This window comes from Spirosoma litoris, assembly GCF_054776755.1.
This window is the reverse complement of the sequence record NZ_BAAHBI010000036.1, coordinates 102,033-118,105: the sequence shown is the minus strand read 5'-3', so window position 1 is coordinate 118,105 and position 16,073 is coordinate 102,033. Positions and strand designations below refer to the sequence as shown.

General features: G+C 35.5%; 14 protein-coding genes. 3 read left to right on the top strand and 11 right to left on the bottom strand.

The window, feature by feature from the left end; all coding sequences use genetic code 11:
* Window positions 1-22: 22 nt before the first annotated feature.
* The 10 genes from ACYVGR_RS22720 to ACYVGR_RS22675 form a co-directional block, all read right to left on the bottom strand.
* Entirely contained in the window at window positions 23-568 is a 546-nt protein-coding gene (locus ACYVGR_RS22720; protein ID WP_460960999.1) for a DapH/DapD/GlmU-related protein, read from the bottom strand.
* Between the two features lie 38 nt (window positions 569-606).
* Window positions 607-1,536, bottom strand: coding sequence for a class I SAM-dependent methyltransferase (locus ACYVGR_RS22715; RefSeq protein ID WP_460960997.1), 930 nt, complete (start codon window positions 1,534-1,536; stop codon window positions 607-609).
* A 7-nt stretch (window positions 1,537-1,543) separates the two neighbouring features.
* Window positions 1,544-2,737 (bottom strand): glycosyltransferase, encoded by a 1,194-nt coding sequence (locus ACYVGR_RS22710; RefSeq protein WP_460960995.1) that lies wholly within the window; start codon window positions 2,735-2,737, stop codon window positions 1,544-1,546.
* On the bottom strand, window positions 2,734-3,678 hold the full coding sequence (locus ACYVGR_RS22705; RefSeq protein WP_460960993.1) for a hypothetical protein: 945 nt from the start codon (window positions 3,676-3,678) through the stop codon (window positions 2,734-2,736). Before ACYVGR_RS22705 ends, ACYVGR_RS22710 begins: the two co-directional genes overlap by 4 nt.
* A gap of 97 nt (window positions 3,679-3,775) precedes the next feature.
* Window positions 3,776-4,816: a CgeB family protein gene (locus ACYVGR_RS22700; protein WP_460960991.1), complete on the bottom strand. Its 1,041-nt coding sequence runs from the start codon at window positions 4,814-4,816 to the stop codon at window positions 3,776-3,778.
* Between the two features lie 50 nt (window positions 4,817-4,866).
* Window positions 4,867-6,285, bottom strand: a complete 1,419-nt coding sequence (locus tag ACYVGR_RS22695) for a hypothetical protein (RefSeq protein WP_460960989.1) — start codon at window positions 6,283-6,285, stop codon at window positions 4,867-4,869.
* A gap of 247 nt (window positions 6,286-6,532) precedes the next feature.
* Window positions 6,533-7,630: a glycosyltransferase family 4 protein gene (locus tag ACYVGR_RS22690; RefSeq protein ID WP_460960987.1), complete on the bottom strand. Its 1,098-nt coding sequence runs from the start codon at window positions 7,628-7,630 to the stop codon at window positions 6,533-6,535.
* A gap of 164 nt (window positions 7,631-7,794) precedes the next feature.
* Complete coding sequence (locus tag ACYVGR_RS22685) at window positions 7,795-9,318, bottom strand: lipopolysaccharide biosynthesis protein (protein ID WP_460960985.1); 1,524 nt, start codon at window positions 9,316-9,318, stop codon at window positions 7,795-7,797.
* Window positions 9,319-9,425: 107 nt separating this feature from the next.
* The gene (locus ACYVGR_RS22680) at window positions 9,426-10,319 is read right to left on the bottom strand and encodes an FkbM family methyltransferase (RefSeq protein WP_460960983.1); all 894 of its coding nucleotides are present in this window, start codon (window positions 10,317-10,319) and stop codon (window positions 9,426-9,428) included.
* Between the two features lie 111 nt (window positions 10,320-10,430).
* Window positions 10,431-10,913 (bottom strand): UpxY family transcription antiterminator, encoded by a 483-nt coding sequence (locus tag ACYVGR_RS22675; protein ID WP_460960981.1) that lies wholly within the window; start codon window positions 10,911-10,913, stop codon window positions 10,431-10,433.
* 898 nt (window positions 10,914-11,811) lie between these two features.
* On the opposite strand from ACYVGR_RS22675, the gene ACYVGR_RS22670 reads away from it, so the two are divergent.
* Together ACYVGR_RS22670 and ACYVGR_RS22665 are read left to right on the top strand one after the other, a co-directional pair.
* Complete coding sequence (locus tag ACYVGR_RS22670) at window positions 11,812-12,804, top strand: glycosyltransferase family 9 protein (protein ID WP_460960979.1); 993 nt, start codon at window positions 11,812-11,814, stop codon at window positions 12,802-12,804.
* A gap of 16 nt (window positions 12,805-12,820) precedes the next feature.
* Window positions 12,821-14,443, top strand: coding sequence for an ArnT family glycosyltransferase (locus tag ACYVGR_RS22665; RefSeq protein WP_460960977.1), 1,623 nt, complete (start codon window positions 12,821-12,823; stop codon window positions 14,441-14,443).
* Window positions 14,444-14,489: 46 nt separating this feature from the next.
* Here ACYVGR_RS22665 and ACYVGR_RS22660 read toward each other — a convergent pair whose 3' ends face one another.
* On the bottom strand, window positions 14,490-15,473 hold the full coding sequence (locus ACYVGR_RS22660; protein ID WP_460960975.1) for a glycosyltransferase family 2 protein: 984 nt from the start codon (window positions 15,471-15,473) through the stop codon (window positions 14,490-14,492).
* A gap of 268 nt (window positions 15,474-15,741) precedes the next feature.
* Here ACYVGR_RS22660 and ACYVGR_RS22655 point away from each other — a divergent pair, with 268 nt between their 5' ends.
* Window positions 15,742-16,059, top strand: a complete 318-nt coding sequence (locus tag ACYVGR_RS22655) for a hypothetical protein (protein ID WP_460960973.1) — start codon at window positions 15,742-15,744, stop codon at window positions 16,057-16,059.
* Window positions 16,060-16,073 lie beyond the last annotated feature (14 nt).

The window sequence follows — 16,073 nt, the reverse complement described above, 5'->3', positions numbered from 1 at the left end:
ATAAATAATATTCACTTAGATGTCAATAGTTCATAATCCTAGCTTTTACGGGTTTACATGGGTGTCCATAGCACACTGACCAAGTTGGCATATTATTAGTAACAACTGACCTAGCCCCTATTACACAGCCATCTCCTACACTAACACCTGGATGAACAAATGCTTCTGCGGCAATCCAGGCAAAATCACCTACTTCAATAGGTGTACATATTAAAGGAAAGCTTGGTAAAGTGTAATCATGAGTACCAGTGCATAAATGAGAACCTTGCGATATTACGGCTCTACGGCCAATTATAATTTTAGCTTGTGAATATAAAATTGCTCCATTACCAATAATGCATTCATCATTTAAAATAAGATTCCAGGGAGCCCAAATTTTGACATCTGAGTATACGCGCACTCCACGCCCAACCCGAGCCCCAAAACACCTTAAAATAAATGAGCGCCAACCGTGAAAAGTTCTAGGGGAAAATTTAAACAAAAGCAAATAGAAGACATGCCATACAACTCTAGCTAATCGGTTTTCAATTGAAAAAGATGGCCGAATATATGTGTTAGTATTATACATAGTAAATTATTTACAGCTATCGTTTAGTGATCCTGATACTACGCTCGTAACACAAAAGAGATTTGATTAGTAAGCAATTCTTCCCTTGAGTAAGTGGGAGATAGTCTGTTAAATAGATCGGGAGTAAGGTATTTTTCGCCTAAACGTTCATGTTTATGATTCATTTCAAGAATCTCAAATTCTTTAGAAAACAATTCGATATAGTCTTGCAATCTTAATTTGTTTAAATACGTGTTAACTTTAAAATTCGGATCTAACAAATGTAACCAAGCTTTGGAATAGGGGGCCTTTTCTAGAATTATATCACTAGGATAATAATCCGGGTCATGCCCACCCGATATTCCAGTCCACACATTAGGTCTTACGACAAAAATTCCACCATTTTTCAGCCAGCTTTTTATGTTGCGTAACACCTGGGGGAGATCGTCTGCAGGTATATGCTCAAACACATCTTCCGAAAAAACAAATGTAAAACTATCCTCCTGGAAGTGACGCCTTTCAACCGCATTGCCTATTAACATTCTTGATTGATCAATAGTCAATTTTTTATTTAAATACCTTAATTCCTTTTTTAAAGAATCAAGATCTCTCGTATCAAACAAAAAGCATCGAACTAAAGATTTTATAAATCGTTCAAATCCATTATATTTTAAAGCCTCTCCTAAACGTTGCAAATTCAGCCCATATATGGGTCGGTCTAAATCAATTCCTCTGATATCAATACCCAAGGAAGCCATAGACAAAAGTCGCCAAGGGCGAGCACCATAACCTATTTCGAGTACTTGATGCTCAGCTAAACGTTGCTTTGTCGGACAATATTTTACTAATATAGACTCATACTCCCGTATATCTTCCCAAGGAACAATATTATGGCTTTTCCCACCTTTAACGCGCATCAAAAACAACTTATACAAATAAGAAACTTTCGATACAAAATCTATATCATGTATTGACGAAGCGCTTTTCATAGTTTGCTTAGCTGTTTATAGTCGACAAGAAACGCTCTGCTACAGGTGCCATCGAAAAGTAGTTTTTATATGTTGTGTATGCTTGGTTATACATAAGCTGTTGATCTATGTCTGAAAGATTTAGCCATTTCTCTAAAGCTATTCTAATTTCTTCTACAGAATTTTCAAATACAATTCCAGCATTATTCGCTTTAATTTTATCATGTATATTTACCTGATTAGAAATAAGTACTGCTTTTTTACAAGCCATTGCTTCTACAACCGCTATTCCAAAATTTTCCTGATAGCTAGGTAATATAAAAGCTTCACAGCCATATATAGCTCCCCATTTTTTTTCTCCTGTAATCATATCAGAAAAGACAATATCATCTTTTGCGCCGGGAAAGTCAGAAACTAACTTTTGAAGGGTTCTTCCATACATAGAGTCTAAACCAGGTCCCACAATAACGAGTTTGGGTATTCTGCGAGCAATCAAGTTCTGAGCATTCCACAAACGTATATAAGCCTTAATCAATAAATCAACACCTTTCTTCTCATGAATACGGCTAAAAAAAAGTATATACTTATCATCAGCTATATTAATAATACTATTTTTAAAGGTAGTTAACATATCTAACGTGCATTGAGGAGGCTCCTGAATACCATATCCAATAACAATTTCATTTTTAGGTTTATAAGGATAAAATGGTTTTCGTGCTAGAAGTAATTCCGTTTCGCTAGTAAATAAAAGTGCATCTGCATCACGAATAACACGATGTTCAATTAACATCCAATAGATTGAGTTCCGGAGTGCTTTAAACCTTCTGTTAGATGATTTTTGAAACCAGGGATCTAACATACCATGTGGCATAATAAAGAATTTAGGTATATACTGATAGTTATTTGACCTTAAATAATTTATAGCCCTCCATAGAGAATAACTAATATATATCCAAATGCCATTTAAGACGACAACATCAAACCGAGGTAAATTTTCTATTAACCATGGCAGCAATTTAGCATTATACTGCCATGAACCTTGAGAAGGCCCTATTGCATTTATAAGTAAAGAATCATTATTATCTAAACTATTAGGATTATCTAAACATAGAATCTCTTCGTAAACGTTTAACTTTTTTAGTTCAATAGACATATTACGTATTCCCTGACCTGGCCCTCCTGTAACAGTACTCATACTACCAATAACATGTAACAAGTTCATCCTTTAAAATTATTTTTACGATCAAGACTCTTCAATAAATTGTAAATATGAGAATATAGCACTTCGCTCATAAAACGTTGTCCTTTCTGATTAAAATGTATATCATCAAGATAGTAATCATTTTTTAGTGTATAATTTATATCACAAATAACTCTTCTATTTTTTTTCTTAAAGAATGAAATTATTCTTTTACCATCTTCATTATACTTGTTAAGAGATAGCTCTTGTTGAGATGCATGCATGTAGACAAGTAATGGAATATTTAAGCACAAGGCCAAGTCATTTATTTGCTGAAATCCTTTGTTAAATTTCCCTACATTGGCTGTGTTAAGATTATTTTTTGAATATAAAATATAATTCCTAAGCATCTTAAACTCTTTCACTACAAACCCAACTATAGCTAGCTTATAATTATCGGATGGCATACTCGGATTTAAACCAACAATTGGCTCGAAAGTCATATTATCAAACGCATCACCACTGTTATTAATAGTTACTATAACATCAGCATTAAATGTACCATGGCTCTTCAAATAGGCATATACATTGTCTGGCCCCCAAGTGTATGAGGAAATATTTAAAACGCGAATATTCTTGTTAAAGCTTTTCTTTAAAGTATCTTCCAATATAGTCGAAGCTAAGCTATCTTGACTAACTTGATTTGTACCATTTAACACAGAGTCCCCAATTAGCAAAACAACTAAACTATCATATTTATGTATTGGCTTACTTCTCATTGAATACTCATTAGTAATAAATTTATTTCTATATATAAATGTATTTTGATTTGGCTTATGAATGTATTCATATAGTTTATTTTCTTCAAACAAAGGGAACTGATGAAACCCATAGTATCTTAAAATAATTTCGATTAGTAATAGAGTCAAAAATAGATAAGCCAGCCTAGTTAGAGACTTATAATTATTGCTTTCAAAATTCATTATAAGAATATTAAATAAATAGTATATACCTATAAATCAAAAAAATAACAATTGATAATCGAAAAAAGTACATATCAATGTAGCATAAAAAATATTTTTAAAAAGAAAAGTATTTTAAAATTTCTTCACAGACATTTTCATTTCCAAGTTTTAACTCTCTGACTCGTTGCATTCCTGCTAAACGAATTTCTTCTCTTCTATTTTTATTATTTAACAGGAAATGACATAATTGAGCGCACTCTTCAGCGCTTGACCAAAAAACAGCCTCCACCCCTTCTTTATAAAGATAAATATGCTCTGGAGTTCTTTGCGCGCATAGCAATCCCGCAGCATAAGGTATTTCTAAAGACCTGGTAGTATGCTGATCCCTATTGCCAGAAGATAAAAAACCAAGACAAACTTTTGCACCTTGAATGGCAGCAGTATAATCTCTTCCCCCTAAAGAAGACCCTTTATAATTATGCTTTAGCTTTTCCCAATAAGGTGATTTTTCCCAACGATCTCCCCAAATGCTTAATGGCACGTCATTGTCTATAAGTTGAGCAAGAAATTCATCTCTACTCTCATATTTCATCCAGGTTCCAATGAAAGCTACTTCAGATTTAAACGATAAAGGTATTTTTTCTGAATTGTCGAATGGAAGATGAGCTTTTTCATCATAACTCCTATAAACACGCATGACATGTTTAGCGCCAAGCTGCTGACACTCGTATTGTGTTTCAGGACGTACAACAACTATTAGATCATAAACTAAAAGTGCTCTCAAGGCATTTTTAAACCTATTACCATCGCGCTTCCCAGTTAAATCATCTATATTATATAGTATAATTGGACAATTCCACTTTTTTAAAATTTTTAGACTATCAGGACCAAAAAGCTCACCACTGTCTACCCATACTATATCGGGTTTAGGATATGTACTAATAATATATAGCAGCCATTCATTTATTACTTTCTCTAAAAAAAAGTACCCTGTAAGATAATGAATTTTTGATTTAATTTTATTATTTACTCGATCAGTAATTATTGTATGTGGGTCATAAATAATAACATTGTGCCCTAGTCTTTTTAAAGCCGATGCTCTATGATAGGTTGTAGTGTTAGCACAGCTAATTCCAAAATAATATATGTTTGCCATTATTAGTCACTACTAAACTTAATAATATAATTATCAGTCCGGCAATTATCTCAAAAAAATCTACTTAAAACAAAAGAAACTTTATAAATAAAAAAATATAGTAATATCATTTGTATCCATACTCGAAGAATAAAAGTCGCTGTTGTAATAACACTTTCAGAAGGTAAAAATTGAAAAATTGATGTAAGAGCTAATAAACCGCAAAGGCTAAAATGCCCTTTCCAAAAAAAAGATTGTTTTTTGTTATCAACTAAAATAGGTTTATGAGTAAAAAATGCATCAAATAAAGCATACACAGGAATAATTCCTACTCCTAGAAATAATAAATAAAACCAGCCAAATGCGGCCATCCCAGTACCATCAAGATGTCCAGCTAAGTTAGCACCTAATATATCATAATCTGCCGTAGCTTTAGCATATAAAAAATCACCAAATGAATAGCCAACTGATTTTTGTTTATCTTCAATTAAGCCTAATCCCTCTACAAGCGGAGCAGGAAATATTACCAATATCCTCGACAAGGTAAAATTAAATATATCGTCATTTGAATCAATCACTTTATTCGCCTGAATAAGACTAAGGTCATTATACTTTATATTACAGAACCTGGCCAAGAATATATTATTAATATAATTTTCGTTCCATGTGCTTTGCTCTAAATTTTGATCTTCTTTCCGTTTTAAAATAATTGCGTTTTTATCTTCAAAAGTTTTCAATGTATTTTCAAACAAATCCAGACTTGAAATATCAGCTCTTTGAGCTCTTGCAATAACCATAGCAGTACCCAAGTCCGAAAGTGGATTAGTAAAAACCCAATAAGCAAGTCCAATAAAAACTAGCCTAGTTATTTTTAAAGGAGGAGTTTTATAATAACCAAGTAATAAACCTAGTGCATAACCAAACCCAATTGCGGTAAAGCCATACATAAATGCACCTCTACTGTTTCTGGCAATACTTATTGCAATCAAAATAATTGTAAAAACAACGAGGAATACCGTTGTTCTATTTTTGTATGATCTAGCATTTCCATACAATCTCCTAAGAGGGATAAAAAAAGGTGCATAACTATATGGTATCATAGCTTCTATAAGCTTATCTAAAGCACTACCAGTCATTTGAGTTGCAGATTTCGTATAGATATATACATAAAAGGTAGCAATTAGACCTATCACTCCAATTACCCATATTTGTTTATCACTAGGTGTTTTAAAAAAACCCCATTTCCTCAATATTATATTTATATATATTTTAATTACGAAGTACTTAGACCTGTAAATTTTATGAGCTATTATTAGTACAAAAAAATCAAGAAACATATGCAAAAAAACCTGATATGGAAGTAGTAAGTTATGCACAACAGGCTTTTTTTCTAAAAAAGTAAAGATCAACGGCAGATAAAATTGTGTAAATACAAAACCCAATATTAAAAAAACGGATAAAGGAAATTTTATTAATAATTTTTGACGCAAAACAGTATTTGTAAATATACACCAAGAGAGACATATAGTAACAATCGCTACAAGATTAGAAGCACTGCAAAAAAAAATGCATTGTAATAAAGAAAAAATTAATAATACTACCCAAGACCAATATTTAAATTGATTTAGAAAGTCTTGTTTATAACAAGAATTATAAGTAAAATTATTTGCGTCAGTACATAACATATTCACAAGTACTATTTCAATATAAAATAGTTTAAAAAAAAACTTTTTTATATTAATTTATTTTAGCTATTAAACTTGAGAAGTCTTCACCGTATTTATCCCAACCATTTATTTTTTTCACTCGTTGAATAGCTGCTTCTGACATTTGGCTTTGCAACGAATGGTCGTCCATTAATTGTTGGAGACATTCCTTTATTGCATTGGATGATCGAATGGGAATTATATATCCTTCAACACCGTCCTTAAATAAATCTTCACTACCTGTATTCGTAGTGGCGATAACTGGACATCCACAAGCTAAAGCCTCACCCTGTACCATAGCCATCCCTTCTTCTATACTTGGTAGAACAAAAACATGAGATGTACTATATAATAAAGCCAAATCTTTATTAGCTACTTTATGAAGAAAAGTAATATCCGTAACACTTTTTGAAGCTAAAAGCTTTTTTATCTCCAAAGTGATAGCACCAACAACCAGTAATTCTTTTCGAGGGTGTTTAAGCATCTGAAATGCCTCATACAGATACATAAAGCCTTTGCGAATACTTAATTCACCTACCCAAAGTATTCGAAAGGAGTTTTCAGGAGGGCTAGCAACCTTAAAAAATCGATCTAAATTAGCGCCATAAATTATCTTCGAAATTTTTGATTCTGGCACTCCCATTTGTAGAAACGATTTTTTTGCAAATTCTGAAGGCACTGTAATTCTATCAGCAATATTATATTCTAATTCTTCCTTTTCAATTACTTTTTGATTAATTCCGTCAAATGAAAATCCCCAACGAGTATATTCTTCAATCAATAGTTGATTTTGAAAGCGTATATGTGATGACCCTCTATCACAAATGTAAAACCCACCAAGTTGCTGTGTTTTGATTCCAGCATGTAGGCCCATAGATGAAAGTGCAATTAAAATAGTTGGTGAAGTAATTTTTGATGCTACATATTTATCAATCGATTCACAAGCGAGCCATTCTATTTTACGATTGGCCCATGCTGACTTTATTAAGCCAAAACGTTTATTAGCCATACTTATAGAATGTACCCAGGGATAGCTCTTAATTTTATAATTGGGAAGGCCTGCCTCGTCTCTTAATTTAAACAAAGGATATCCTGTCCAAATGAATTCTAATAATCCTCGTTTTTCCATTTGCCTAGCTAAATGGAAATGATGAAATCTACCAATAGATATTTGGTTAACGCTCTTCATTTTTATTAAATACATCACATTTTCAATATGACATATAATATACTTATCTTTTCAGAAAAGCAACTGATAATAAGTTGATAACTCAAGAATTACAAATGAATTTCCTATTCTAAAGTCATTAATAACCTTGATACCTTATGAGCTTTCGTGGTTATAAATTCTGGTAGTAGTTTCCAATAATATTGAAAATTTACTAATGAAAATAGGACAAATACTAAAGTAACAATCCACTTCGCTATTGGCAGTTCTATTATTATCAACATTGATATTTCGGCCAATATTACAGAAAGCAAAACACTTAATAGCGCTTTCCTAGGCCAAGACAAGTTATGATCAGTAAGCCATTTCTTAGCTGCAATTCTGTAATATATAGCGGAAGAAATTTCACCCAATAATAAACTAATAGCCGCACCAATAATCCCTATTTTTGGAACTAGTATCCATATGCCAGTTAAGATAATAGTAGCCGTAATAGTTGCAATTACCAGCTGGGTCTTTAACAGGTTATTAGTTATTACAACAGCAGTAGCTGGTTGAGACACAGCGTATATCAATACACCAATTGAAAGAAATGAAAAAAGTAAAGGATCGAAATTTATTTGATGCCGCGTCCAGGTCAAGAAGAGAGGTTCTATTAATACTTGTAATATAACCACTCCAGGAGCAAGTAGCCCTATAATTACAAGCCATATTGTACCAAAAGCAGCCTCCATCCGGGCCTGATCTCGCTGATGAAGGAATTTACTCAGCTCAGGTACAAGTGGATAAATAACCGTATTCAAACCTTGCAAAGCGACATTGGCCCCGGTACGTATCGTAAAAAAGGCTACCAACGAAGCTGATCCAGTTAATGGAGCTAGAATTACCCGTAAGCTTTGTTGACGAAAACTATCCAGAAAATCTCTCCCGGCAATCGCAAATGATTTCTTAACGTTATTGAAGCCTATTCGCCATGATATCGACTGGAAAGATATTTTTTCTTTTTTCAGCAAATTGATCATATCAATAAAAGCTAACAGGGCAAATCCAGTAGTAAAAACCAGTATTGTTATACCAATTGCTGGTAGGCTTCCTCCTTGGCTAACAACTATAGCGGGTATTAATAAATTATAAAAAGAATAAAACACACCCCACCAAGCCATTCTAGGGTAATAATTTAATGCGGACAAGGCTCGTATTAATATTCCACCAACACTCACATACATAAATGATGAAATCATTAATAGTATTAACAATATACCTGCTTGCTGCATTATAGCCTTATCGTTTAGCATAGTAAAGCCTAAACAATAAGATAAAAACCCTGTATACACAAGTAGTAAAGTTATCATTAACTGTATGGCCCCTATAAGTACTCCATAGCAAACACCAGATAAAATACTTACACCTAAATCAGCTCGAGAATTATTAACGATTCGAAGAAACTCATATCCTAAAAATCCTATATGGCTTTTTTCAATTATCGTCAATATTGAAATAAAGCCTTGTATACCAATCCAAATGCCGTATAATTTTATATTCCAATACGTTAGATAAACAGGAACTATAAATAGTTGCGAAAGCAAATTTATCCCTATGGTAACCCAAGATGCCAAACTACCAGAAACGACTCTTGATACAGTAGACATTTATTAGACTTTAATAATTTTCTTCGAACTCGAAGTTTACATCTATTAATTAAAAGAAATAAATCATATAAAATCTACAATCGTAGATATAGCTTTTATTTATTGTCTTAATTTTTAGTTTTATATATTTTACCTGAGGCTAAATGCAATTTATCAACAGGTATAGCGACTTTATTCCCATTCGTATTAAATACGTTATCCTTAGTTAAACTGTAAGAGCGATTACTAAATACCACTAATTTAGCATGAGGGGCGATAAAATTAAAAATAGTATAGTCTTTGGGAAATAAGTCACGCATATTAGTATAATCCGCTCTTCCTTCGGCGCTCCATTCAAAAAATACAATAGGTCTATATAGCTCTAGAGATTTCCTAAGTCCTCGAAGTGCGCTAGGCTCATAACCTTCTATATCCATTTTGATATAATCCAACTTCTCAAGATGAAGGTTATTTAAATAATCATCTCCTATTTGAATGGGTAATTTTATGAAGTTTTTATTCATTTCAACATTAGCCATGAATGTACCCGTTCCGGTATTGGCATCAGTTGGAGGGAAATAGGGTAGTTCATCTTCACCTTCACCTAGTCCAACCTTGTGGATAATTATATTATCTATCGAATTAATTTCTATTTTTTGATAAATCTTTTCAAGAACCAGGGGATATGGCTCAAATGAATGCACCTCTTTAGCTATTGTTGATGCAAACAAACTATGATGGCCTATGTTAGCACCAACATCTAAAATGATTGGATCTTTTACATCACGCAATAAATCTTTCATTACACTCAGTTCTTCGCCACAGTATGCGCCATAATAATACACACTCCAGTCCAGAAACGTTGAAAAATCACCCACGTACATTTTCCCATAAAATGGAACATTAAACAGTTCTTTGGGGCTTGTATCTGGATTATGAAATGCTCTGATAATGCGGTCACGAACGCCAAAACGAAGCCATTGCTGATGTCCTAATATGCGTAATAACGATCGTACTATCATGTCTTTTTTCGAGTTAAAATTTTATTCTTTTGCATGGCTTCGCCCGCTCAGTCCCATTAAGAACTTAAAAACATGCTAATTCACTAACTCAATTTTTGGAAATAACTCGTATTAAACTGCAACTAATGTTTTCGATATGTCGACACTAATCACTAACTGCAGCGAATCTAATGTAAGAGAGACAACTGTACCTTGTTGCCTAATAACTCTGCCCGACAGATCAGCGAATGATCCTGATTTAATTGTTAGTCGATCGCCAGATCGCATCCGATTTAAGGATAAGCAGCTATGATCAACCTCATTTAATAATCGCTTAATAATATCAATTTCTTCATCGCGCACAATTGCAGGCCTGTTTAGCCAAAACAAATAATGTGACACACCTGGTACAACAAACACGTTTTTACGTTCGTGTTCTTCCAATTTCACAAAACAATAAGACCGAAATAAGGGCTCTTCAACTATTTTTACTCTATCAGACCACTTACGCCGTGTTTTTTTTAACGGGCAATAAACCTCCATGTTGAGGTCTCGTAGCCGCTCAGCTACCATCTTTTCAGCGCGTGACTTTGTGTATAATACGAACCAAGGCATATGGATACATATTTTACAAGTTTGATTGCAAATCCACTAAACATAGTCATGAACCTCACAGTAGCATATATACAGATTTCTCTTACTCTTTTATAAGAGCAGTATGCTAATGGATAGTAAATAATACGGTAGGAGTAGGTGCCACTCGTATGAGTGCACGATATATTGAAAATTAACAGGCTTATTGCTTACCCGTCAAGGAGATTATTAACGGTCCTTGGTCCAAAAGTTGGATGGGTAAAAGTATTGATCATTAGTCGGGATGGATAGGTGTTCCATTGTTGAGTGTTTTTTAAATTTGGTAACAAATAATTGTATTATTCAAAAAATCGATTCATGATCAAATCTAAATTGTTAATATTTAAAAGTCAATGATAAAATTCATTAAACAATAATTTTTATTATTTAACGAAGGTAAATGTTCCTTTCACTGCAAATAATCCACTATTTATGGTTGAATATGGGCAAATACTTAACAATTATTACATCATTATGTAATATATACTTAGTTTAAAGAATTATCTTTTAGTAATTTTATATTAACTAATTCAAAGTTATGGGCACCGATTTTGAATACAATTAAATTGATTATCTGGTAAAGACATATTTTTTATACCATAAATAATCAATATAATCCTACTAAAATTCTAAACTAATAACTATCTAAATTATTTATATATACCTCTTATAGAAATTCACAAACCAAATGTAACTTATATTCAATAATTGAGACATTTCATTTCTTCATTAAAGGTATCATGTTTGCAACCTTACTATCTGCAGAGTACTATAAGCGAGTGCTAACGAAATTTTAAGTGTGGCTACGTAGACTTTCAACTGATTTACCGTAAGAATTAGCTCAAGACAGAATAAGTGTTCATATTAAGCTATTGGACTAATGAAAATACTGATTATCAGGTTCTCCTCAATAGGCGACATAGTTCTGACAACACCTGTTGTGAGGTGTCTGAAGCTACAGTTACCCAATGCTGAAATACACTTTTGTACAAAAAGAATTTACCAATCGCTTATAGAGACCAATCCCTATATTGACTATTGTCACTGCCTGGATAATAGTTTACCAAATTTAATCAGGCGATTGTATGCAGAACAGTATGATTACATCATTGACCTACATAACAACCTGAGAACCAAACTAATAAAATTAACTTTACGAACTCATTGCTATACCATCAATAAACGAAATATTCGTAAATGGCTCTATATTCGATTAAAGCTGAATAGTATGCCTGATGAGCATATCGTAGATCGGTATATGGCTACTCTGAAGTCACTTAAGGTCAAAAATGATGGTCTAGGTCTGGATTATTTTATTCCAGATAGTGCAAGGGTTATGAAAGAGCAGCTTCCATTTACCCACCAACAAGCGTATATAGCCTATGCTATTGGTGGGCAACATGCTACCAAGCGATTACCGCTGGCACGCATTATTGAACTATGCCGACAGATCAATCAACCAATTATTTTATTGGGTAGCCCAGAAGATCGGGAAGTGGGAGATGCTGTTCAGGAAGCACTAGGGGATCAGGTGATTTTCAATGCATGCGGGCTATACAGCTTAAATCAATCTGCTTCTTTACTTCAACAAGCAAGGATAGTTTTCAGCCATGATACAGGTTTAATGCACATAGCAGCCGCCTTGAAAAAGCCCATATACTCCATTTGGGGCAATACGACTCCCCAATTGGGTATGTATCCTTATAAAACACCGCATATTATAATCGAGAATAAAAATTTGAGATGCCGCCCCTGCTCTAAGATTGGCTATCAGTCCTGCCCCCAGCATCACTTTAGATGCATGAGCGATCTCCCATTTAATTTTGTCCTTCCTTTGATAAAAACACAACCAACGAATGTTCATTATCAGTAACGATTAAGTTAATCATATGCCAGCCCTTTCGTTGAAAAAGCTCCCTTCTACTTCTTCGGTTTATTTTCCATTGGGTTGGTCGTCCTTATTGGTAGTTGGCCTGTTGGTTGTTCTCCTATCCCATCTGGGCTATATTCCACTCGACATGGGTGATGAATCGCGTCGGGCACTGGTCTCTCTAGAAATGATTCTTTCGGGTGACTATATTACGCCGACGATTAACGGCGAGCGCTATTTTAATAAACCCCCGCTATACAACTGGCTAATTATTGGCTCTTATAAGTTATTTGGCAATTACTCATCGTTTGCGTTGCGCTTTCCGATGATTATTTCGCTGCTATTATTTGGCTTAACCATAGCTGGCTTTATTCGTCGGTATACTACACCAGCCATAGCCTTTGCTACAGCTCTTATGACCCTCACTACGGGCCGTGTGCTGCTCTATGATTCGATGCTGGGGCTGATTGAGATTACATTTTCATGGGTGCTTTATTCAAGCATGATGCTCGTTTATCATTTCGACCAAAAACGCAGCTACTGGTTATTGTATCTAACAACTTATGCACTTACCGCCATTGGATTTCTGCTAAAAGGATTGCCACCAGTTGCTTTTCAGGCATTCACCTTACTAGGTTGGTTTATTTACACCCGGAATCTGTCGAAACTAATTCATCCAGCCCATTTTGTCGGTATTGGCCTTTTCTTGCTCATCATTGGGAGTTATTATAGTGCCTATCTCTCCCGCAACTCGATTCCTTTTAGCGACATAGCCTGGGTATTATTCAATGAAAGCGCTAAACGAACTGGCTTGAAGTTTGGCCTGACCGAAACTCTCCTTCACTTTCTCACTTTTCCGGCCGAAGTGATTTATCATTTCCTTCCGTATCTATTATTAATTGTGCTGCTTTTCCGGCGAAATCTAATCGCCCTCCTAAAGAACAATTCGTTTGTCGCCTTCAACGCACTAACATTCAGCACAACCGTCATGATTTATTGGTCATCTCCCCAGGTTTATGGACGTTACCTGATTGGCTTGATACCACTCCTCTTGACAGTGCTGGCTTATCTCTACTATGAGCACTCCAGCCCAAAAGACCGACCACGCTGGTATGTAGAACAAAGTTGGTTTATCGCAACGGTCGTGGTGGCAGTCGGGTCCTGGACAGCTGTATTTTACCCGGCTACGCGTATTTTACCCGGCGTTATCTGGAAAACAGCCATTGTTTCTGGTTTACTGTCGGTACTAGCCTGGCAACTTCGCCGTCCATTGGCCAATCGGCTTGGACTTATGCTGGCCGTCATGATTGTTGTCCGATTAGGCTTTAACTGGCTGGTTTTACCGGGGCGGGTCGCCAAGCGGCAATTTTATCAGGACACATCCGAACAGGCAGCTCAGTTAACCATAGGTCATCCCTTGTATGGGTACGGAACTACAGTTGGCGCTGATAACCCAACAGATGCTAACTCATTTCATATTGCAGCCTTCCGAGGTGACATTCTCCGAAAAACAACGAAGAAAATACCTGGAGCCTATTTCATTGCAGATTCAACCAATCTACTTGGCCAGCGTTATCAAGTTATCGGTAAGCTTACGTTATTCGACAGGCACCCGGCTTATGTGGTTCAGTTTATCAAGTAATTTGATTTCATAACTGACACTTACTCATTTACAATAAGTCAATTCGTTAAAAATCGCCGATCTCGATCCGTGAAGGACTAACTTCCTGTTCATAGATCTTCCTGACGGTATACGGTTTTTTCTGTTGCGATTCGTAGTAAGTGCGCATCTGAAGTTCAGCCACAAAGCCTAAACCAATAAATTGAAATCCTGCCAGAATACATCCAATCCCGATTAACAATACGGAATTATTACCTGCCCCAAAGCCAGATAAACGCTCGATTAGCCAATAGCCATCAAGCCCCGCTCCTATCGCTAAGCTTAGCAGCCCCCAACTCCCAAATAGATGCATGGGTTTTTGCAGGTACTTTTTTAGAAACACCATGAGCAGCAGGTCACTCAGTACTTTCAACGTACGATTCAGACCATACTTTGATTGCCCAAGTTGGCGAGGATGATGAAGAACGGGTACTTGTGTCATACGAGCGCCTTCCAGATAAGCCAGAACCGGAATAAACCGATGAAGTTCTCCATAAAGCCGCAAGCGTTTGGCCAAATCAGCCCTAAAGACTTTAAGACTACAGCCATAGTCGACCCAATGCATTCCCATTACCTTCGAAATAAACAAGCCAGCCAAGCGGCTCGGCAACTTCCGGCTCAGAAAGTTATCCTGTCGATTGGTTCGAATACCCGCTACTAAATCATAATCACCTTGCTCGGCCAAATCGAGCAGGTGGCGTATATCGGCAGGATCATTCTGTAAGTCGCCATCCAGAGTTACAATGAATGCCCCACGAGCGGCATCAATACCCGCCAGAAGAGCAAGGCTTTGCCCATAATTTTTCTGCAAATCCAAAATCCGGAGTCGCTTGTTGGTAACCGCCCGAAGTTCATTCAAGGTTTGATCCGTTGAACCATCGTTTACATAGATTATCTCATAATCTAATGCTCCTAAGGCCTGCTCAATTTGTTCGATTAAGTGTGCGTTATTCCCCGCTTCATTGAAGACGCAAACGATCACCGATAAGTAAGGGGCCTTTCGTATAAACATTGAACTGTGCGCCAATTTTAGGAAGGTGAGCAATTTAAGTAATAAGCAACATATGTAGTAACTTACTGCGAGTCATTGGCTATCAATATCCATATTTCTTAACAACAAGCCTAGCTTAGTAATATAGCAACACTATCACCAGCTATTCTCATCTCAAGCAGTACAATCGAACTACTCGTTGCTTGGTTTTCGTAACTTCCTGTTTGGATTTTGTTGTGTAACCACTTGTGCTCCTGGTAAAGTTGTATTCTAATTAACATACATTGTTATGAGTACAACAATGCAAAAACGGAAACTAGTACTCGTCCAATTTAGCTTCTATAGATTCTCGGGGCCGCCCGCGCGGTTGATTCTATCGTTTCTGATTATCAGCATAATAGAATCTATAGAATCCCCCAGAATCTATTTTGCCAAAGCACTAGTAAACAGCAACCTTGAGGTATCAGGCCTGGGTTCGGGCTGTATGGGTATGAGTTTCAGAGCCGTTGCTATTCAGTTAACAGCCGATGAGCTTCGGGAGATTGAGAATGCCTCCACTTATATTCACGTAGTAGGCACTCGATATACCGAACAAATGGAAAAATAGACCAGTCTGTAAAC

What these genes read in the sequence shown, in the direction of transcription:
- ACYVGR_RS22720 (WP_460960999.1), bottom strand. Translation starts at nt 568, where the DNA reads ATGTATAATACTAACACATATATTCGGCCATCTTTTTCAATTGAAAAC.
- ACYVGR_RS22715 (WP_460960997.1), bottom strand. Translation starts at nt 1,536, where the DNA reads ATGAAAAGCGCTTCGTCAATACATGATATAGATTTTGTATCGAAAGTT.
- ACYVGR_RS22710 (WP_460960995.1), bottom strand. Translation starts at nt 2,737, where the DNA reads ATGAACTTGTTACATGTTATTGGTAGTATGAGTACTGTTACAGGAGGG.
- ACYVGR_RS22705 (WP_460960993.1), bottom strand. Translation starts at nt 3,678, where the DNA reads ATGAATTTTGAAAGCAATAATTATAAGTCTCTAACTAGGCTGGCTTAT.
- ACYVGR_RS22700 (WP_460960991.1), bottom strand. Translation starts at nt 4,816, where the DNA reads ATGGCAAACATATATTATTTTGGAATTAGCTGTGCTAACACTACAACC.
- ACYVGR_RS22690 (WP_460960987.1), bottom strand. Translation starts at nt 7,630, where the DNA reads ATGGAAAAACGAGGATTATTAGAATTCATTTGGACAGGATATCCTTTG.
- ACYVGR_RS22685 (WP_460960985.1), bottom strand. Translation starts at nt 9,318, where the DNA reads ATGTCTACTGTATCAAGAGTCGTTTCTGGTAGTTTGGCATCTTGGGTT.
- ACYVGR_RS22680 (WP_460960983.1), bottom strand. Translation starts at nt 10,319, where the DNA reads ATGATAGTACGATCGTTATTACGCATATTAGGACATCAGCAATGGCTT.
- ACYVGR_RS22675 (WP_460960981.1), bottom strand. Translation starts at nt 10,913, where the DNA reads ATGCCTTGGTTCGTATTATACACAAAGTCACGCGCTGAAAAGATGGTA.
- ACYVGR_RS22670 (WP_460960979.1), top strand. Translation starts at nt 11,812, where the DNA reads ATGAAAATACTGATTATCAGGTTCTCCTCAATAGGCGACATAGTTCTG.
- ACYVGR_RS22665 (WP_460960977.1), top strand. Translation starts at nt 12,821, where the DNA reads ATGCCAGCCCTTTCGTTGAAAAAGCTCCCTTCTACTTCTTCGGTTTAT.
- ACYVGR_RS22660 (WP_460960975.1), bottom strand. Translation starts at nt 15,473, where the DNA reads ATGTTTATACGAAAGGCCCCTTACTTATCGGTGATCGTTTGCGTCTTC.
- ACYVGR_RS22655 (WP_460960973.1), top strand. Translation starts at nt 15,742, where the DNA reads ATGAGTACAACAATGCAAAAACGGAAACTAGTACTCGTCCAATTTAGC.